Annotated in this window: 14 protein-coding genes, 1 rRNA gene and 1 pseudogene; 7 read left to right on the top strand and 9 right to left on the bottom strand. The window is 72.8% G+C overall.

Going from position 1 to position 19509, the window contains the following annotated elements:
• Window positions 1-92, top strand: a 5S ribosomal RNA gene (rrf, locus tag ACGFWJ_RS10090); the annotation flags it as partial.
• Between the two features lie 102 nt (window positions 93-194).
• Here the strand turns inward: rrf and ACGFWJ_RS10085 are convergent.
• From ACGFWJ_RS10085 to ACGFWJ_RS10060, 6 genes are all read right to left on the bottom strand, one after another.
• A complete protein-coding gene (locus ACGFWJ_RS10085) occupies window positions 195-1199 on the bottom strand; it encodes a hypothetical protein (RefSeq protein WP_392947218.1) in 1005 nt (334 codons plus the stop codon).
• Between the two features lie 276 nt (window positions 1200-1475).
• Entirely contained in the window at window positions 1476-2789 is a 1314-nt protein-coding gene (locus ACGFWJ_RS10080; protein WP_392947215.1) for a DUF58 domain-containing protein, read from the bottom strand.
• A gap of 76 nt (window positions 2790-2865) precedes the next feature.
• Complete coding sequence (locus tag ACGFWJ_RS10075) at window positions 2866-3870, bottom strand: AAA family ATPase (RefSeq protein ID WP_392947212.1); 1005 nt, start codon at window positions 3868-3870, stop codon at window positions 2866-2868.
• Entirely contained in the window at window positions 3849-5087 is a 1239-nt protein-coding gene (locus ACGFWJ_RS10070; protein ID WP_392947210.1) for a DUF4350 domain-containing protein, read from the bottom strand. The genes ACGFWJ_RS10075 and ACGFWJ_RS10070 overlap by 22 nt, the downstream gene beginning before the upstream one ends.
• Window positions 5084-5755: a DUF4129 domain-containing protein gene (locus ACGFWJ_RS10065; RefSeq protein WP_392947207.1), complete on the bottom strand. Its 672-nt coding sequence runs from the start codon at window positions 5753-5755 to the stop codon at window positions 5084-5086. Before ACGFWJ_RS10065 ends, ACGFWJ_RS10070 begins: the two co-directional genes overlap by 4 nt.
• 5 nt (window positions 5756-5760) lie before the next feature.
• Window positions 5761-6864 carry a glycerophosphoryl diester phosphodiesterase membrane domain-containing protein gene (locus ACGFWJ_RS10060; RefSeq protein ID WP_392947204.1) on the bottom strand — a complete coding sequence of 368 codons (1104 nt, stop codon included), beginning with the start codon at window positions 6862-6864 and terminating at the stop codon, window positions 5761-5763.
• A 226-nt stretch (window positions 6865-7090) separates the two neighbouring features.
• On the opposite strand from ACGFWJ_RS10060, the gene mtrA reads away from it, so the two are divergent.
• Genes mtrA through ACGFWJ_RS10045 form a run of 3 tightly spaced genes read left to right on the top strand, consistent with a single transcriptional unit; the run spans window position 7091 to window position 11731 of the window.
• Window positions 7091-7768 (top strand): MtrAB system response regulator MtrA, encoded by a 678-nt coding sequence (gene mtrA / locus ACGFWJ_RS10055; protein WP_030459579.1) that lies wholly within the window; start codon window positions 7091-7093, stop codon window positions 7766-7768.
• 2 nt (window positions 7769-7770) lie between these two features.
• Window positions 7771-9879, top strand: a complete 2109-nt coding sequence (gene mtrB / locus ACGFWJ_RS10050; protein WP_392947200.1) for an MtrAB system histidine kinase MtrB — start codon at window positions 7771-7773, stop codon at window positions 9877-9879.
• Window positions 9854-11731, top strand: a complete 1878-nt coding sequence (locus tag ACGFWJ_RS10045) for an LpqB family beta-propeller domain-containing protein (protein WP_392947197.1) — start codon at window positions 9854-9856, stop codon at window positions 11729-11731. Before mtrB ends, ACGFWJ_RS10045 begins: the two co-directional genes overlap by 26 nt.
• Here the strand turns inward: ACGFWJ_RS10045 and ACGFWJ_RS10040 are convergent.
• Window positions 11715-12494, bottom strand: a complete 780-nt coding sequence (locus tag ACGFWJ_RS10040; RefSeq protein ID WP_392947195.1) for a ComF family protein — start codon at window positions 12492-12494, stop codon at window positions 11715-11717. The two genes, ACGFWJ_RS10045 and ACGFWJ_RS10040, sit on opposite strands and share 17 nt — an antisense overlap.
• 371 nt (window positions 12495-12865) lie before the next feature.
• On the opposite strand from ACGFWJ_RS10040, the gene hpf reads away from it, so the two are divergent.
• Together hpf and ACGFWJ_RS10030 are read left to right on the top strand one after the other, a co-directional pair.
• A complete protein-coding gene (gene hpf / locus ACGFWJ_RS10035; protein ID WP_387647621.1) occupies window positions 12866-13558 on the top strand; it encodes a ribosome hibernation-promoting factor, HPF/YfiA family in 693 nt (230 codons plus the stop codon).
• Window positions 13559-13783: 225 nt separating this feature from the next.
• Window positions 13784-14452, top strand: a pseudogene (locus ACGFWJ_RS10030) (response regulator); the annotation flags it as partial.
• Between the two features lie 18 nt (window positions 14453-14470).
• On the opposite strand, the gene ACGFWJ_RS10025 reads toward ACGFWJ_RS10030, so the two are convergent.
• On the bottom strand, window positions 14471-15661 hold the full coding sequence (locus tag ACGFWJ_RS10025) for a winged helix-turn-helix domain-containing protein (RefSeq protein ID WP_392947192.1): 1191 nt from the start codon (window positions 15659-15661) through the stop codon (window positions 14471-14473).
• 219 nt (window positions 15662-15880) lie between these two features.
• Between ACGFWJ_RS10025 and secA the strand changes: the two genes are divergently transcribed.
• Window positions 15881-18658 carry a preprotein translocase subunit SecA gene (secA, locus tag ACGFWJ_RS10020; protein ID WP_392947189.1) on the top strand — a complete coding sequence of 926 codons (2778 nt, stop codon included), beginning with the start codon at window positions 15881-15883 and terminating at the stop codon, window positions 18656-18658.
• Window positions 18659-18751: 93 nt separating this feature from the next.
• On the opposite strand, the gene ACGFWJ_RS10015 is transcribed toward secA, so the two are convergent.
• The gene (locus tag ACGFWJ_RS10015; RefSeq protein WP_387647614.1) at window positions 18752-19264 is read right to left on the bottom strand and encodes an Rv3235 family protein; all 513 of its coding nucleotides are present in this window, start codon (window positions 19262-19264) and stop codon (window positions 18752-18754) included.
• Window positions 19265-19509: the final 245 nt, after the last annotated feature.

Genomic DNA, 19509 nt, shown 5'->3' with positions numbered 1-19509 from the left:
CGCCCGGTTACATTCCGAACCCGGAAGCTAAGCCTCACAGCGCCGATGGTACTGCAGGGGGGACCCTGTGGGAGAGTAGGACGCCGCCGAACAATTCTTCTGGAAAGGGCTCCAGCCTTATGGCTGGGGCCCTTTCTGCATTTCTGGAGCCGGTGCCGAACGCCAGCGGGCCCGGGGCCCGCCGGCCGGCGGGCTCAGAGCTTCTTGGCTTCTCCGTCGTCGTTTCCGCGGCGGCGGAGCACTCGTCCGGCGATTCCGTTGGACAGTTTGCCCGTCACCGACTTGGCACGGTCGAAGGTCTCCGCCCCGAGGCGCTTGGCGGCGTCGACACCCTCGGCGCCGCTTTCGAGCATCCGGTCCTTCGCCTCGGTGGCCGCGTCCACCCAGCGCCTGGCGTCCAAGGACTGGCGGTCGCGTTCGATCCCGAGCCGGCCGCGGAAGTCGATGATGGTGGTGGCGACCTGGTTGCTTGAGTTCACCACGGCGGGGGAAGTCGTGGGGTGCAGCAGGACCTTGGTGTTGGCGGTGCCGACGGCCGCGTCGATGCGGGCCATGAGCCGTTCGGTGCACCGGGAGATGAGTTCCACGCGGTTCTGCCGGGCGGTTCGGATCGCGAGGCGGTGCAGGTCCAGTTCGTCCGGCGAGGTGTCGAGCACGCGGTCGAGTTCCAGTACGGCTATTGCGTCGTGCAGCTGGAAGCAGCGCGCCAGCACAGCGAGCCACTCCCGGACGGTGGTCTCGGCGTCCCTTGACACCTTGGCGAGGTCGCCGATCTTGGTCTTCTGTTCCAACTTCTCGGCGAGTGCCTCGAGTTGACGGAGGGCGTAGGCCTGGGTGCGGGCGATCGTGACCGAGGTGAGTGACACCTTCGACCAGGTGACCTCGGAGACCCGGCCGACCTGGTCCCGGACGGCCAGGCCCTCCTCGATGACGAAGCCGGCTCCGATCATGTCCGCCAGCACCGCGTCCTTCTGGGCGCGGAGCACGTCGTCGACCTTCTCGTCGATCGCGGCGAGGTAGTCGGTGATCTCGTCCATGGTCTGCTGCATGGCGAGTTGCGCCATGAGTCCTGCGGCACCTGCCAGCATTGCCGGGTTGGAGAGCACCGAACCGGGTGTCCGCACCAGTTCGAGGATTCCCTTGATCCTGCCGTTCTCGGTCAGCACGGCCCGGCTGGTGTTCGCGGTCGAGCCCTTCATCAGCCCGTGCTTGCTGAGCGCTTGGGCGGATTCCTTAGTCAGTTTCACCCAGCGGCCCGAGTTGGCGGCGATCTCCGAGCCTGTCTGTGCGGCACCGGCGGTGGCGCTGAAGGCCGAGCCGAGCCGGGACAGTCCGAGGTCGCGGGACGGCAGGCCTTCGGAGACCAGGAACCGTTCGACGGCGGTCGGGTCGCCGATGACCGCCAGGCCGTCGCCGTCGCTGATCAGCTGCAGGTTGGGGTCGATCGTCGGCTCCGAATATGTGGCCGGGGCGGGTCAGAGGCGGCCGGCGGCCTTGAGGCTGAGGTAGGTGTCGGCGAGGGCGGGGGCGATGGACTCGGGCGGGGAGTCGAGGACGGTGATGCCGCGGCGGGTGAGGAGGTCTGCGGTGCGGCGGCGGTCGGCGCGGGTCTGTTCGGCGGCGGCGGCGCCGTAGACGTCGCGGACGGTGACCCGGGGGGTGTTGACCAGCTCGTCGAGGCGGGGGTCGGCGACGGAGGCGATGACGACCTCGTGGCGCTTGGTGAGGAGGGGGAGCTGGGGGAGCAGGCCGTCCTCGATCTGGTGGGCGTCGAGGCCGGTGAGCAGGACGATCAGCGAGCGGTGGGGGGCCATCCGGAGCGCGGTGGAGACCATGGCGCGCAGGTCGGTCTCGATCAGGGCGGGTTCCAGGAGGGCCATCGCGTCGGTGAAGGCGGGGAGGATCTCGGAGGGGGAGCGCCCGGCGACGGCGGTGCGGCGGTGGCGGTCGTGGGCGAGCAGGTCGACCCGGTCGCCGGCCTTGGTGGCGAGGGCGGTGAGCAGCAGCGCGGCGTCGAGGGCGGAGTCCAGGCGCGGGGCGTCGCCGACGCGGCCCGCGGAGGTGCGGCCGGTGTCGAGGACGATGAGGACGTGCCGGTCGCGTTCGGGGCGCCAGGTGCGGACGGCGACGACGCTGCGGCGGGCGCTGGCCCGCCAGTCGATGGAGCGGACGTCGTCACCGGGGAGGTACTCGCGCAGGGAGTCGAACTCGGTGCCCTGACCGCGGGTCAGGACCGAGGTGCGGCCGTCGAGTTCGCGCAGGCGGGCGAGGCGGGACGGGAGGTGCTTGCGGCTGGCGAACGGCGGCAGGGCGCGGACCCGCCAGGGCGCGTCGAGGGTGGCCTGGCGGCCGGCCAGGCCGAGCGGGCCGAGTGAGCGAATGGTCACTCGGCCGCTGTGGTGGTCGCCGCGCCGGGTGGGGGCGAGCCGGGTGGTGAGGCGGTGGCGTTCTCCGGCGGGGATGGTGACGGAGTGCCGGGAGGCAGTGAGGGAGGTGCCGGGGGCCCAGGCGGAGGGGTACCAGGCGTCGCGGATCCGGGCGCGCAGCGGGCGGCGGGACGGGTTGGCGACGAGCAGGTCGACGTCCACGGCTTCGCCGAGGCGGACGCTGGGGTCGCCGGAGCGTTCCAGGGTGAGGCGGCGGACGGGGGCGGCGAGCACCAGGTCGGCGACGATCGCGGCGAGCAGCGGCAGCATGACCACGCCGATGCCGGTCCAGGAGGGGAGCACGAGGCCGACCAGGAGGACGCCGAGGGCGGCGATCAGGGCCGTGCGGCCGGTCAGGGCCATGGGGTGCGGGGCTCGCTTTCTGGAGCAGTGGACGCGGAGGGGGAGAGGCGGGTGGCGCTCTCCCCCCGGGCAGCGGCTAGCGCGGTGCGGGCGTCTGGGAGAGGACGGCCTGGATGACGCTGTCGGCGGTGGTGCCTTCCATCTCTGCCTCGGGGCGGAGCTGGACGCGGTGCCGGAGGGTGGGCAGGGCGAGGGCCTTGACGTCGTCGGGGGTGACGTAGTCGCGGCCGGCCAACCAGGCCCAGGCGCGGGAGGTGTTGAGCAGGGCGGTGGCGCCGCGGGGGGAGACGCCCATGGCGAGCGAGGGCGACTGCCGGGTGGCGCGGACCAGGTCGACGATGTACGCGAGGATCTCGGGGGAGACCGTCAGGGCGCCGATCTCGGCGCGAGCGGCGGCCAGGTCGGCGGCGTCGGCGACGGGGCGGACGCCGGCGGAGGCGAGGTCGCGCGGGTCGAAGCCGGTGGCGTGCTTGGTGAGGACCTGGAACTCCTGCTCGCGGGTCGGCAGCGGGAGGATCAGCTTGAGCAGGAAGCGGTCGAGCTGGGCCTCGGGCAGCGGGTAGGTGCCCTCGTACTCGACGGGGTTCTGGGTGGCGGCGACCAGGAAGGGATCGGGGAGCTTGCGGGGCTCGCCGTCGACGGTGACCTGCTTCTCCTCCATCGCCTCCAGCAGCGCGGCCTGGGTCTTCGGCGGCGTGCGGTTGATCTCGTCGGCGAGCAGCAGGTTGGTGAAGACCGGGCCGGGCTGGAAGGAGAACTCGGCGGTGCGGGTGTCGTAGACCAGGGAGCCGGTGACGTCGCCGGGCATCAGGTCGGGGGTGAACTGGATGCGCTTGGTCTCGACGTCGAGGGCGGTGGCGAGGGTGCGGACCAGCAGGGTCTTGGCGACGCCGGGGACGCCTTCGAGCAGGACGTGGCCGCCGCAGAGCAGGGCGACGACCAGGCCGGTGACGGCGGCGTCCTGGCCGACCACGGCCTTGGCGATCTCGTCACGCAGGCCGGTGAGGGCGGTGCGGGCGTCGCGGGTCTGGCCGGGGTCGGTCTTGTAGAGCTGGTCGGTCACGGCTGTCGTACCTGCCATTCCATGTCGTCGAGGTCGTCGGCGAGCCGCAGCAGGGCGGCGTCGTCGGAGGGGGCCGGGCCGTACAGCAGTTGCTGGAGGTCGGCGGCGGGGCGTCCGAGCCGGGCGGCGGCGGCCTCGGTGAGGGTGGCCTGGTCGGGGTCCCCGGAGGTGTGCGGGAGGCCGAGGGCGGCGGCGGTCCGGCGGCGGGCGGCGCGGCGCAGGGTTTCGGCGGCGTGGCCGCGGGCGTTCGCGCGGTGGTAGAGCCGGGCGCGGCCCTCGGTGGTCTCGGAGGCGCGGACCACGGCGGGCAGCCGTTCGCTGAGCACCGGTCCGAGCCGGCGGGCGCGCCAGACGACGGCGAGCAGGGCGGCGAGGAGGAGCTGCAGGGAGCCCCAGTACCAGCCGTCCGGGATGAGGTCGCCGAGGGTCTTGTTGTGGCGGGCGGCCGTGTTGGCGGTGCTGTGGTCGACGGTCTGCCAGACCAGCTGGTGGTGGGCGCCGAACAGGCCGAGGGCGAGTGCGGCGTTGCCTTCGCGGTCGAGGCGTTCGTTGGTGAACGGCCGGGCGCTGCCGACCACGATCACCTGCTGGGTGCCGGTGGTGCGGCTGATCAGGGAGTTGCGGCCGTTGCCGTGCGGGTAGCAGCCGACGTCGTGGGCGCCGGGTTCGTAGCTCTCGCCGCCGATCTGGACGGCGCCGGCGTTGGCGGCCTCGGGCAGCGCGCAGGCGGGTTCGATGGCGGTGGTGCTGTCGGTGGCGGAGTAGTAGGTGGCGATGCCGGGGACGAAGGCCTTCAGGGCGGGCTGGTCGGGGTAGATCAGCACCAGTCGGCTGTTGGCGCCGCGGTGGACGGCGGCGAGCCGGGTGAGTTGCTGGGCGGTCAGTTCGTCGGGGTGGCCGAGGACGACGGTGGTGTCGTCGGCGCGCAGTCCGGCGCCGAGTTCGCTCTCGGTGGCGGCGGTGCGGCTGGAGACGCCGCGCTGCTGGAGCAGCTGGTCGGCGGCGCGGATGCCGCCGGGGGCGCCGGAGCGGGGGTCGAGCGGCCAGTCGGAGCCGTTGTTGGGGATGCCGGCGACCATGGCGCCGACCAGCAGCACGGCGAGGGTGGCGAGCAGCCACCAGCGCCAGCGCCGCCACAGGGTGCGCAGGGTGGTGCGGGGCGTGTCGGCCGGCGCGGCGGCGGTGGGCTGCTCGGCGGGGTCGGCGGTGGCGGGCGGGGGTGCGGTGGTGGTCATGCGGTTCCTCCGCCGGCCGCCACGGGCGTGGGGCGGGTGCGTTCGAGGGCGCGGTCGAGGTCGGCGAGGAGCCGGTAGGACGCTTCGTCGGCGGTTCGTTCGCCGAACGCGATGTCATCGAACAGCCGTGCGGCGGAGGCGAGTTCGCGGGCCCGTTCGGGCAGGGCGCGACCGGCTTCGGCGGCCGCCTCGTCGGCGGTGCGGCCGGGGCGCGGGTCGAGGACGGTGCGTTCCTCCAGGCCGCGGACCAGGGCGCGCATCTGTTCGCGGACGGCGTCGGCCCAGGCACCGCGTTCGGCGTGGGCGGCGGCGTCGGCGCGGTGCTGGGCGGCGCTGCGCGGGCCGTCGGCGGCGAACAGCGTGCCGGCGGAACGGGCGTCACGGCGGGGCGCGCCGTAGCGTCGCCAGGCCACCACGGCGATGACCACGGCGAGGACGATCACCACCACCAGGGCGACGCCGTCGCCGCCGCCGAGCGGAACGCCGGTGGCGGTCAGGTGGTCGAGCTGGCGCTGGACCCACGCCACGAAGCGGTCGACCAGTCCGGGTTCGTGCTGGTGGTAGATGGCCTTGCGGAGTTCCTCGTGCGCGGCGTCGCGGGCGGCGTCGCGCGGCACAGTGACCGGAACGCTGTCCGCGAGCAGCGCCCCTCCCCCCCGGAGTCCCATGGCGATCAGGCTCCCGGCGGGGGGTACTGGCCCGGGACGGGCGCGGTGGTGCGGGTCGGGTAGTGGCCGGGCATGCCTGCGGCGCGGGCGAGTTCGATGTCGAGCGCCTCGCGCCGGATCCGCTGGTCGACGTAGAGCAGACCGAACAGGCAGCCGGTGAGCGGAATCGTGAGTGTCTTGGCGAGGACGCCGCAGACCGCCATGACGCCGATGCTGAGCGCGGCCTCCGTGTCGGTGGCGTAGAGCTCGCCGGGGCCGCCGCCGATGGCCAGGGAGATCAGCTGGCCGGGAACGATGAGCACCGCGCCGAGCAGGCCGACGGCGATCTGGAACACCACCAGGGCGCCGAAGATCCGCCACCAGGAGCCGCGGACCAGGTGCCAGGAGCGCTTGAGGGCGCCGACCACGCCCTGCTTCTCCAGGACCAGCGCGGGGGCGGCGAAGGTGAGCTTGATCGCGATCCACAGCATGGGCAGCAGGGCGGGCGGGACGAGTACCAGCAGGGCGGGCTCGGCGGTGAAGCCGGTCAGCAGCAGCACCGGGACGAGCGGCACGGCGAGCGCGCCGAGCATGATCAGCGTGTGCAGCAGGGCCAGGCCGGTCAGCCGCCCGAGGTGCGGCCGGGCCTGCGCCCAGGCCTCCTTGGGCGGGGTGTCACGGCCGAGCAGGCTGTTCCCGATGACGGGGGTGAGCAGTCCGGTGGCGATCACGCCGGCGAGCATTTCCAGCGGCAGCGTGTAGTAGGTGGAGAACGTCGCCTCCAGGCTGGTGCCGGAGACGTGGATCCACCAGGAGACCCCGGCCTGGACGAGTTCGAGGACGCAGGCGAGGAGCAGGCTGAGTCCGAAGGCGGTCTTCCAGTACCTGCGGACGAGGGCGAACGCGCCGTCCATCAGTTCGCCGAAGCCGAGCGGACGCAGCGGGATGATGCCGGGCGTCGGGCCGGGCGGCACGGCCGGTCCGGGCGTCGGGCCGGGATGCGGGCCGGGCGGGGGTGGTGCGGCTGCGGCGGTGGCCTGCGGGGCCGGGGGAACCGAGTGGCCGGTTTCGGACGGGCCGGGCGCGGGCTCGGGAGAACCGGGTGAGGTCCAACCCGGGGTCTCGGACAATCGACGCTCCTCGTCGGGGCACCCTGGCGCGGGTGCATCGGGGTGCCCATCGTGCCATGGTGCGCACGCGCACCCCAGGGGTATCCCGTTGCTGATCCGCAACGGTGCGGGCAAGGCCGTCGAGCCGATACCTTTGCGATGGTATGACTGGTTCGGCCGACGGCCGGGGGCCGGCAACGGAACAGCTGTGCGTCAGGTCACATTCGGGTGATGAGAAGATGGAGCCATGAAGGGACGTGTCCTCGTCGTCGATGACGACACCGCACTGGCCGAGATGCTCGGCATTGTGCTGCGTGGTGAGGGTTTTGAGCCGTTTTTCGTCGCGGACGGGGACAAGGCGCTGGCCGCCTTCCGGGAGACCAAGCCGGACCTCGTGCTGCTCGACCTGATGCTGCCCGGACGGGACGGCATCGACGTATGCCGGCAGATCCGGGCGGAGTCGGGCATCCCGATCGTCATGCTCACCGCGAAGACCGACACGGTCGACATCGTGGTGGGCCTGGAGTCCGGCGCCGACGACTACGTCACGAAGCCGTTCAAGCCCAAGGAACTGGTCGCCCGGGTCCGGGCCCGCCTGCGCCGGGCCGAGGAGCCCACGCCGGAGCAGCTGACCATCGGCGATCTGGTGATCGACGTCGCCGGGCACTCGGTGAAGCGCGAGGGCCGCGGCATCCCGCTGACCCCGCTGGAGTTCGACCTGCTGGTCGCGCTGGCCCGCAAGCCCTGGCAGGTGTTCACCCGCGAGGTGCTGCTGGAGCAGGTCTGGGGCTACCGGCACGCTGCCGACACCCGGCTGGTGAACGTGCACGTGCAGCGCCTGCGCTCCAAGATCGAGAAGGATCCTGAGCGCCCGGAGATCGTGGTCACCGTCCGCGGTGTCGGCTACAAGGCCGGGCCCAGCTGAGGATGAGCGAAGAGCAGGCCGCCTCCTCCCCGTCGGACGAGTTCGCCGGCGGGGAGGCTGCTGTGCGCGGCGACGTGCTGAGTTCCACCACCGGCCGGCCGCGCCGGCGCCGGTGGTGGGCGGCGCTGTTCGCGCCGGTGATCCGGCAGTTCCGGCACCCGGTGGGCCGGGTCCTGGCGCTGTACCGCCGCTCGATCCAGCTGCGGGTGGTCGCGGCGACGCTGCTGCTGTCCTTCGTGGTGGTGCTGGTGCTCGGCGTGGTGGTGGTCGCCCAGGTGCGCACCGGCCTGCTGGAGGCCAAGCAGAAGGCCGCGCACGGGCAGGCCATCGGCGGCTTCCAGATCGAGCAGGACAAGATCAACGAGGCGATCAACCTTCAGGCCAAGGCCGGTGCGACCGCCGACCCGACCCGCGACCAGATCAACGCCTGGCTGACCAAGCAGGTCTCCGACCTGGCGTCCGGCGGCGCCGGCGTCTACTCGGTGATCGCGATCGGGCCCGGCGGCCAGGAGGACAGCGCCGCCAGCGCCGGCCTGCGCGGCAGCGCCCGCTACTCGGGCTCGATCCTGCCCGACTCGATCACCTCCGACATGCGCGCCAAGGTCGCCGCCGAGCCGTCGGTCCCGCACGAGCAGCCGGTCAAGCTGCTCCGCTCGCCGGACAGCCAGGCCAAGCCCGACGACAACAAGGGCCTGGCGATCGGCAAGCAGTTCAGCGGCCCGGACGGCAACCCGTACCAGCTGTACTACGTCTTCTCCTTCTACCAGGAGACCAGCACCCTGAACCTGGTGATGGGGACGCTGGCCACCGCCGGGCTGTTCCTGGTCATCCTGCTCGGCTGCATCGCCTGGCTGGTGGTCCGCCAGGTCGTCACCCCGGTGCGGATGGCCGCCGGAATCTCCGAGCGGCTGGCCGCCGGGCACTTCGACGAGCGGATGAAGGTCACCGGCACCGACGACATCGCCCGGCTCGGCGACTCGTTCAACCGGATGGCCAACGGCCTTCAGGCGCAGATCCGCAAGCTGGAAGAGCTCTCCCGGGTGCAGCGGCGGTTCGTCTCCGACGTCTCGCACGAGCTGCGCACCCCGCTGACCACGGTGCGGATGGCCGCCGACCTGATCTACGACAGCCGCGAGGACCTGGACCCGATGGCGGCCCGCTCCGCCGAGCTGCTCCAGGACCAGCTGGACCGCTTCGAGTCGCTGCTCGCCGACCTGCTGGAGATCAGCCGCTTCGACGCCGGCGCGGCCATCCTGGACGCCGAACCCGTCGACCTGCGCGACATCGTGACCCGGGTCGTGGAGGCCGCCGACCCGCTGGCCCAGGCCAAGGGCAGCGCGGTGCTGATCCGCGGCGGCGAGACCCCGGTGATCGCCGAGGTGGACAGCCGCCGGATCGAGCGCATCCTGCGCAACCTGGTGGTCAACGCGCTGGAGCACGGCGAGGGCCGGGACGTGGTGATCCGGCTCGGCGCGGGGGACGGCGCGGTCGCCGTGGGCGTGCGCGACTACGGCATCGGCCTGAAGCCCGGCGAGGCCTCCCGGGTGTTCCACCGGTTCTGGCGGGCCGACCCGTCCCGGGTGCGCACCACCGGCGGCACCGGCCTCGGCCTGTCCATCGCGGTCGAGGACGCCCACCTGCACGGCGGCTGGCTGCAGGCCTGGGGCGAGCCCGGTGGCGGCTCGCACTTCCGGCTGACCCTGCCGCGCACCCGCGGCGGCGAGATCTCCCGCGCGCCGTTCCGGCTGGAGCCGGAGGACTCCCGGCACAACCGCGGCATGTCCTCGGTCGGCGCGCCCTACCGGCGCGCGGTGCGCGGTGGCGGCGAGCCCGCCGCCGTCCCGGAGACCCCGGACACCGGCGAGCGGCACACGTTCGGCTCCGGCCTCGGCGGGGTGCTCAGCATCGGCCCGGGCCTGGGCCGGCCGAGCGCCGCCCCGGTCGCCGACCCGTCGGACGTTCGCGCCGCAGCCGCCGGATACGGGGCCACCGGCGCACAGGTCGTGGTGGACCGCAGCGGCCGCCCGACGCAGCCGGCCCCGTCCGCACCGGACGGCGCCGACACCGATCAGGAGGGGACCACCGGTGCACAGGGACGACAGGACGGCTGAGCGACGGGCGCTTGCCTGGGGCGGGGTCGCACTGCTGGCGGCCGCCGCCACCGGCTGCGTCTCGATGCCCTCCGGCGGCCCGCCGCAGCGCCTGGAGGTGCCGCAGGGCGCCGCCGACGGCGTCCAGGTGCACGTCTACCCGGTCGCCCCGCACAAGGACGAGAGCCCCAGCGACCTGCTGGCCGGCTTCCTCGACTCCTCCAACGCCGACCAGGCCAACTACGACACCGCCAAGCAGTACCTGACCGCGGACGCCGCCAAGCGCTGGCGCCCCGACGCGCAGGTCGTGGTGCTGGCCGAACCCCCCGGGCGGAGCCATTCCGTCCCGGGCCCGGACGCGACCACCATGCCGATCAAAGTCACCGGCACGCGGGTCGCCGAACTCGACGGCCGGCACACCTACCAGCCGCCCCGCTCTCCCGAGTACAAGGAGACCTTCACCTTCGTGAAGGTCGCCGAGGGGCCCGACGCCGGCCAGTGGCGGATCAACGACCTGCCCGACGGCCTGATCGTCGACCTGACCAACTTCAAGAACACCTACAAGCCGGTCCACCGGTACTTCTTCGCCACTCCCGACCCGTCCATCGACCCCGCCCAGCGGAGCGCGGTGCTGGTGCCCGACCCGATCTACCTGCGCCGCCGAATAGACCCGCTCACCGAGGCCGTCCGAGCCACCGCCGAAGGGCCCTCGCAGGGGCTCGCCCCGGTGGTCACCGCCCCGCTCGAAGGCGTCAAGGTGCTCAGCGCCACCGTCGGCGACAACCGGATCGCCTCGGTCAAGGTGGACGGCGTCGAGCTCGGGAAGTACCAGGACGGCTGCAAGCAGCTGGCCAAGCAGTTCTTCCAGACCCTGGCCGACCAGCAGGGCAAGCTTGACCGGCTCGACCTGTCCTCGCCCAAGGGTGGCTGCTCGGTCGGCAGCGCCGAGGCCGCGGCGGTCGCGCCGGGCTTCCTGGCCGGTGGCGAGAACGGCATGCAGGCGTACATCCAGCTGGCCAACGGCCGGCTGACCCGTTACAGCCAGTCCGGCGGGGACGCCGCCCAGACCGCCGGGCCGCTCCCTTCGGTCGCCGGGGTGCTCGGCCAGCCCGCGCAGGGCAACCAGCCGAAGCCGGGCGAGCTCGCCGTCCGCCGGGACGGCGGCGCCGCCGCGGTGATCGACAAGGACGGCCGCAACCTGTACCAGGTCGATCTGGCCAAGTCCGGCAAGTTCGGCGAACCGATCGTCTCCAGCCACGCCCCGCAGGGCCTGGCCTCGCCCAGCTGGGACGGCCAGGGGAGCCTGTGGCTGGTCGACCGTGACCCGGCCGCGTCCCGGGTGCTGATGGTGCGCGAGCACGTCGTCGTCCCGGTGACGGTGGAGGGGCTGGACAAGCGCTCCGTGCAGGCGCTGCGGATCTCCTCCGACGGCACCCGGGTCGCGCTGCTGCTGCGGGGCTCCGACGGAAAGACCACGCTGTGGCTGGGCCTGGTGACGCACGGCGGCACCCCCGCCACCCCCACCGCCCGGATCACCGGGCTGCGCCAGCTCGCCCCGCAGCTCACCGAGGTCGCCGCCGTCTCCTGGAGCGACACCGACCAGCTGGTGGTGCTCGGCAAGGAGGCCGACCGGCTGCAGCAGCTGCACTTCCTGGGCACCGACGGCTCGCAGTCCACCGACTCCCCGCTGCAGGGCGGCGAGTCGATGACGGCGCTGTCCGCCACCGAGGCCCGGGTGCAGGCCGACCAGGCCGGCCCGGCGGTGCTCGCCGCGTCCGGCAACGGCGTGTACCGGCTGAAGGACAACCAGTGGCACGCGGTGACCAGCACAGACACGAAAGACACGCCCGTGGCGTTCATCTACCCGGGCTGAGCCCGGCCTCCCCGGCCGGCGCGCCGCGTCGGCCGGGCCCGGGGCCGCGCCTGGCCGCCGCTGCCACGGTGGCCGCCGCCCGCGGCGGGCAGCCTGCCGCGCGCAGCGCCCGGGCCGCCTCGGCGAGGCTCGCGCCGGTGGTGACCAGGTCGTCCACCAGCACCAGCCGGTGCCCCGTCAGCCGGCCGGCCAGTCGGGCCGGGACGGTCAGTGCCTCGTGCAGATTGCGGTGCCGCTCGGCCGCGCCCAGGCCCGCCTGGTCGGCGACCGGCCGGGACTGCCGCAGCACCGGGGCGACCAGCGTGGCCACCCCGCCCCGGCGCAGTTCGCGGGCGGCGGCGCGGGCCAGCCGCAGCATCGGATCGTGGCCGCGGGCCCGGGTGGCGGCGCGCGCGGAGGGCATCGGCACCAGCAGCAGCGGGGCGGCGCCCGCGCCAGTGGCGGAGCGGACGGCGGCGGCCAGCGCGCAGCCGAGCGGGGCGGCCAGCCGCAGCGCGCCGCGTTCCTTGTGGGCGAGCAGCAGTTGGCGCACCGGCCCGGCGTAGGGGGCGGCGGCGTGCACCGGCGGTAGGCCGGGTGGTGGGCGCATCGGCCCGGCCGGCCCGGCGCCGGTGCCGTCGAGCAGGGCCCGGCAGGGCGGGCAGAGCGCGGTGCGGCCGTCGCCGCAGCCGGCGCAGCGGGCGGGGATCAGCAGGTCGAGCAGGGCGGCGAGGACCGGTGCGGGGCCGGATCCGGGCCGGTGGGCGGTGCTGCGGCTCGTCACGGAAACCCCTCCGGAACCCTCGCCGGGCGGCGACTTCAGCCATACGGTGGGCGGTGTCAGGCGTGTTGTCCAGCCGTTTACCACTGTTTCACCCGTAGGAGGGTAAACAGGGGGGAACAGCCGGGCCGTCGACCGCTCGTCGGTACGTTCGTTCGACTGGGGAGGCGAGATTCCCCCGTGAGGTGTTGCATAAGGGCTCCAGGGGTTTCGAACGCTCCTGGTGGGGAGGAAGTGAGGTAAGGGGCCGGCGGTTCTCGCGGGTCTCCCGGGCGGTGTTCCGGGGGCGGGCGGTGGCCGGCCGGTCCGGCTGGGTCTCACGCCGGTCCGGGACGCACTCCGGGCCGGTCAGTACCAAGGGATCGGAGTTCTGCGTGGACATCGTCGTCAAGGGCCGCAAGACCGAGGTGCCCCAGAGGTTCCGCGAGCACGTGGCCGAGAAGCTGGAGAAGGTCCAGAAGTTCGACGCCAAGGCGATCAGCCTGGACGTCGAGGTGTCCAAGGAGCACAACCCGCGGCAGGCCGACCGTTCCGACCGGGTGGAAATCACCCTCCGCAGCCGGGGCCCGGTGATCCGGGCCGAGGCGTCCGCCAACGACCCGTGGGCCGCGCTCGACCTGGCCTCGGCGAAGTTGGAGGCGCAGCTGCGCAAGTCCGCCGACCGCCGCCGGGTGCAGAAGGGCGGCACCAACGGGCGCGGCCCGCTGAGCGTCGCCGCCGCCACCGCCGTGCTGGCCGAACCGCCCTCGACGGAGGCCGCCGAGGGCGTGAACGGCACGATCCGCAAGACGCTGGCGGGCAGCCTCGAGGTGGAGGGGGACGGGCCGCTGGTGGTCCGCGAGAAGACCCACTCGGCCGCGCCGATGTCGCTGGACCAGGCGCTGTACGCGATGGAGCTGGTGGGCCACGACTTCTACCTGTTCCAGGAGAAGGACAGCGGGCTGCCGAGCGTGGTCTACCGCCGGCACGGCTACCACTACGGCGTGATCCACCTGAAGGAGGACCAGGCCGCGGCGGCCGACTTCGCCGGGGCCGGGGGCGCGATCAACGGCCCCGACGAGGAGTGAGCGGCGGCCGCGTCCGCCGAATGACAGAAGTGGTGACCCCGGTGGCCGTGAACGGCCGCCGGGGTCACCGGCGTTCGGGGAGTCACCCAGCCGGGCGGTTCGGCGGCACAGGGTGATCTCAGGCCGTCCGGGGCGTGGAATGATGGGCGCGTCACGTGACCGGAGGCGGGGGAGGACCGGATGGGGGAGAGCCTGGGCGCGGAGGACGCCGGCTACCCGCCGCGACGCGCGGAGCCGATCCGGGTGCTGGTGGTGGACGACCACGCGCTGTTCCGCCGCGGCCTGGAGATCGTGCTCGCCGAGGAGGAGGACATCCGGGTCATCGGCGAGGCGGGGGACGGCGCGGAGGCCGTGCTGAAGGCCGCCGACCTGCTGCCCGACATCATCCTGATGGACGTCCGGATGCCCCGGCGCAGCGGCATCGAGGCGTGCACCGCGATCAAGGATGTGGTGCCCAGCGCCAAGATCATCATGCTGACGATCAGCGACGAGGAGGCCGACCTCTACGAGGCGATCAAGGCGGGGGCGACCGGCTACCTGCTGAAGGAGATCTCCACCGACGAGGTGGCCACCGCGATCCGCGCGGTGGCCGACGGCCAGTCGCAGATCAGCCCGTCGATGGCGGCCAAGCTGCTGACCGAGTTCAAGTCGATGATCCAGCGCCGCTCCGACGACCGGGAGCTGGTGCCCGCGCCCCGGCTGACCGACCGGGAGCTGGAGGTGCTCAAGCTGGTGGCCACCGGGATGAACAACCGGGAGATCGCCAAGGAGCTGTTCATCAGCGAGAACACCGTGAAGAACCACGTGCGCAACATCCTGGAGAAGCTGCAGCTGCACTCCAGGATGGAGGCCGTGGTGTACGCGATGCGTGAAAAGATCCTCGAAATAGGCTGAGTGAACCCCGATGGCCCGTCAGGCCAGCAGCTTCTCCAGCTCCGGCCGCAGCGCCTCGTCGTCCAGCCGCTCCACCCGGACGTCCGAGCAGCCCACCCACTCGGCGGCCTCGCGCAGCGCCTCGGCGAGGGCGGGCACCGAGCGGGGGCCGTCCAGCGAGACCTGCCGGGCCACCAGGGTGGCGCCCTCGCGGGCCGGGTCGACCCGGCCGACCAGCCGGCCGCCGGCCAGCAGCGGCATCGCGAAGTAGCCGTGCACCCGCTTGTGCTTGGGGGTGTACGCCTCCAGGCGGTGGGCCATGCCGAAGATCCGCTCGGTGCGGGGCCGGTCCCAGATCAGCGAGTCGAACGGGGAGAGCAGGGTGGTGCGGTGCCGGCCGCGCCCCGCGGCGGAGCCGCTCGCCGACCCAGCGGTCTCCAGCGCCGCCGGGTCGGCCCAGGCCGGGGCGGACCAGCCCTCCACCGCGACCGGGACCAGGCCGGAGGCGGGCAGTGCCGCGTCCAGCTGGGCGCCCTTGAGGCGGTGGTAGTCCATCAGGTCGGCGCGGGTGGCCACTCCGAGCGCGGCGCCGGCCTGTGCGACCAGGCGCTCCAGGCACTCGGCGTCCGTCAGGTCCTGCTCGAACAAATCGCCGGGGACCGCCCGTTCGGCAAGGTCGTAGACCCGCTTCCAGCCGCGCCGCTCGGTGACCACCACGTCGCCGAAGGCCAGTGCGCGCTCCACCGCGATCTTGGTGTCGGACCAGTCCCACCACTCGGCGGTCTTCTTCGCCCCGCCGAGGCCGGTCGAGGTCAGCGGGCCCTCGGCGCGCAGCTGGGCGAGCACCTGCGCGTACACCTCCTCGGAGACCTGGTGGCCCCAGACCCGGCCCTTGACCCGGTTGGCGCGGCGGCGGAAGGCGAACAGCGGCCACTCCTCGATCGGCAGGATGCAGGCGGCGTGCGACCAGTACTCGAAGGTCGTTCCGCGCCCCCAGTACGCCTGCTCGACCGGGCGACGGCCGACGGCGCCGAGCCGGGCGTACGGCACCAGTTCGTGCGAGCGGGCGAGCACCGAGATGGTGTCCAGCTGGACGGCGCCGAGCAGGCGCAGCACGCCGCGGGCGCCCGCGCGGCGGTCGGGGGAACCGAGCAGTCCCTGGGCGCGCAGCGCGAGCCGGCGGGCGTGGTCGGCGGAGATCCGGACGGTTGGGGCAGGGGTCGCGGCCATGGGGCGAGGCTAGGGGAGGGCACTGACATCACGGCCACGCCCGAGCGCTTTGACCGTTTGTAGCCTGCTTCGGGCGATGTGCGCCCAGGGGTGACACAGGAATAGCGTGCTGACGGACCTCCCGGGCGCTCGGGCTCCTCGCATACGATGGCCCGTACGGTGGGGTGGACTCCCCACCGGCAGTCATCCAGAGCCGAATGAGGCAAGGAGCCCGCTCACGTGTCCGTCTTCGACAAGATCCTGCGCGCAGGCGAGGGCAAGATCCTCCGCAAGCTGCAGCGGATTGCCGCCCAGGTCAACTCGATCGAAGAGGACTTCGTCAACCTCACCGACGACGAGCTGCGCGCACTGACCGACGAGTACAAGGCCCGGCTCGCCGACGGGGAGAGCTTGGACGACATCCTCCCCGAGGCCTTCGCGACCGTTCGCGAGGCCGCCAAGCGAGTGCTCGGGCAGCGCCACTACGACGTGCAGATCATGGGCGGCGCCGCGCTGCACCACGGTCACGTCGCCGAGATGCGCACCGGCGAGGGCAAGACCCTCGTCGGCACGCTGCCCGCGTACCTGAACGCCCTCACCGGCAAGGGCGTGCACCTGATCACCGTCAACGACTACCTCGCCGAGCGCGACTCGGAGTGGATGGGCCGGGTGCACCGCTTCCTCGGCCTCGAGGTGGGCGTGATCCTGGCGAACATGACGCCGGCCGAGCGCAAGCGCCAGTACGGGATGGACATCACGTACGGCACGAACAACGAGTTCGGCTTCGACTACCTGCGCGACAACATGGCGTGGTCGCAGGACGAACTGGTGCAGCGCGGCCACAACTTCGCGATCGTCGACGAGGTCGACTCGATCCTGATCGACGAGGCCCGTACCCCGCTGATCATCTCCGGTCCGGCGGACCAGGCCACCAAGTGGTACAGCGACTTCGCCAAGCTGGTGCAGCGCCTGAAGATCGAGCGCGACTACGAGGTCGACGAGAAGAAGCGCACCGTCGGCATCCTCGAGGACGGTGTCAGCCGGGTCGAGGACTACCTGGGCATCGACAACCTCTACGAGTCGGTGAACACCCCGCTGGTCGGCTTCCTGAACAACGCCATCAAGGCGAAGGAGCTGTACAAGCGGGACAAGGACTACGTCGTGATCAACGGCGAGGTCATGATCGTCGACGAGCACACCGGCCGCATCCTGGCCGGCCGCCGCTACAACGAGGGCATGCACCAGGCGATCGAGGCCAAGGAAGGCGTCGAGGTCCAGAACGAGAACCAGACGCTGGCCACCATCACCCTGCAGAACTTCTTCCGCCTGTACGACAAGCTGTCCGGCATGACCGGTACCGGCACCACCGAGGCGGCCGAGTTCCACCAGATCTACAAGCTCGGTGTGGTCCCGATCCCGACCAACAAGACCCCGCTGCGGATCGACCAGCCGGACCTGATCTACAAGTCCGAGCCGGCCAAGTTCGCCGCCGTGGTCCAGGACATCGCCGAGCGCCACGAGAAGGGCCAGCCCGTGCTGGTCGGCACCGTGTCGGTGGAGAAGTCCGAGTACCTGTCGCAGGAGCTGCGCAAGCGCGGCATCCCGCACGAGGTGCTGAACGCCAAGCACCACGAGCGCGAGGCGCAGATCGTCGCGCAGGCCGGCCGCAAGGGCGCCGTCACCGTCGCCACCAACATGGCCGGCCGCGGCACCGACATCATGCTCGGCGGCAACCCCGAGCACCTGGCCGCCGCCGAGCTGGCGCAGCGCGGTATCACTCCGGAGGACACCCCGGAGGAGTACGAGGGCGCGATGCCGGCCGCGATGGAGAAGGCCAAGCTCGCGGTCAAGGCGGAGCAGGTGGAGGTGCAGGAGATCGGTGGCCTGTACGTCCTGGGCACCGAGCGCCACGAGTCCCGCCGGATCGACAACCAGCTGCGCGGCCGCTCCGGCCGTCAGGGCGACCCGGGCGAGTCCCGGTTCTACCTGTCGCTGGGCGACGACCTGATGCGCCTGTTCAAGGCCGGCATGGTCGAGCGCGTGCTCTCCATGGCGAACGTCCCCGAGGACGTGCCGATCGAGTCGAAGATGGTCACCCGCGCCATCGCCTCCGCGCAGACCCAGGTCGAGCAGCAGAACTTCGAGATCCGCAAGAACGTCCTCAAGTACGACGAGGTCCTCAACCGCCAGCGCGAGGTCATCTACGGCGAGCGCCGCCGCGTCCTGGAGGGCGAGGACCTGCAGGAGCAGGTCGGCCACTTCATGGACGACACCGTCGCCGCGTACGTCGACGCCGCCACCGGCGAGGGCTTCGAGGACGACTGGGACCTCGACAAGCTGTGGACGGCCCTCAAGCAGCTCTACCCGCTCGAGCTGGACCTCGACGAGCTGGAGGAGGACGCCGCGGAGAACGGCGGCCTCACCCCGGAGTACCTCACCAAGGTCATCCAGGAGGACATCGCCGCCGCCTACGGCAAGCGCGAGGACCAGCTCGGCGACCAGATCATGCGCGAGCTGGAGCGCCGGGTCGTGCTGTCGGTGCTGGACCGCCGCTGGCGCGAGCACCTCTACGAGATGGACTACCTGCAGGAGGGCATCGCGCTGCGCGCCTACGCCCAGCGTGACCCGCTGGTCGAGTACCAGCGTGAGGGCTTCGACCTGTTCTCCGCGATGATGGAGGGCATCAAGGAGGAGTCCGTCGGCTACCTGTTCAACCTGGAGGTCCAGGTCGAGCAGCAGGTCGAGGAGGTGCCGGTGCCGGACGACGAGCAGGTGCTGCTCGAGAAGCTGGAGAAGGACGCCACCGTCCCCGCCGCCCGCCCGGAGATCCGCGCCAAGGGCCTGGAGGCCCCCGAGCGCAAGAAGCTGCACTACACCGCCCCGTCCGACGAGGTCGGCGGCGGCGTGGTCGAGGGCGACTTCGACGAGGACGGCCTGGTGCCCGACGGTGACGGCCTGACCCGGGCCGAGCGCCGCAAGGCGGCCAAGGCCGCGAAGGGCCGGCGTCGCAAGAGCTGACCGGCAGCACGCGTCCGACGGGGCGCCACCTCCTTTCCGGGGGGTGGCGCCCCGCGGCGTTTCCCCGGGTGCTCAGGCGCACTTGGCAGGTGTTCAGCGGGCCTCGACGGCGGTGCACTGCCACTGGCCGGTGCGGGTGTGCAGTTCCAGCCGGAACGCCAGCATGTGGTGCCGGGGCCCGAGTTCGATCCGGACGCAGGCCTCCACCGCGCCCGGCGCGGGCGCCGAGTCGTGCACATGGCCCAGCCGCGGCTGCCAGGACCGCCCGCGCGGGCGGAGCGGGCCGCTACGGGTGAGTGCCGCGAGCTGGTGGAAGCCCGGCAGCGTGGTGTGCCGCTGCAGCTGGTGCACCGGGCGCACCCCGCACAGCACCTCCACCAGGCGGCGGGCGAAGCGGGCCGCCAGCTCGCTGTGCCCCGTCCGGGTCGGTGCCGGGCTGCGCGGCCGGGCCGGGCGTCCGCCGTCGCAGGCCGCCCGCGGGCTGCGGACGGTCCGGACCGCGTCGCCGGCCGGGTGCGGGTGGCGGACCGGGCGGCGGGCGGAGTGCACCGGGTGGACCAGCGGGCGGATGCGGGGGCCGGGCGTCCGGGTGAGCTGCTCGGTCATCGGGGCCTTCTCGGGCGTCGGGGCGTGGGGGCCGGTGCGTCGGGTGTGCCGGACCTTGTTATCGGGCCCGCAGGGGCAGGCCCAAGGCGGGTCGCGCGCCCGCGAGGCGGCCGGAAACTCCACTCGTGCGGGTGGTGTTCGCGGGGGCGGAAGGGGCCCGGCGGGCCCGGCCGGTCGCGGAGTTGACGCACGGCCGGCGGCCGGGCGGCACCAAGGGGGACACCGCCCGTCCCCTGACCGGCCCA

It is taken from the genome of Kitasatospora sp. NPDC048407 (genome assembly GCF_043200475.1).
GTDB lineage: Bacteria > Actinomycetota > Actinomycetes > Streptomycetales > Streptomycetaceae > Kitasatospora.
This window is presented reverse-complemented; position numbering and strand designations above follow the sequence as displayed.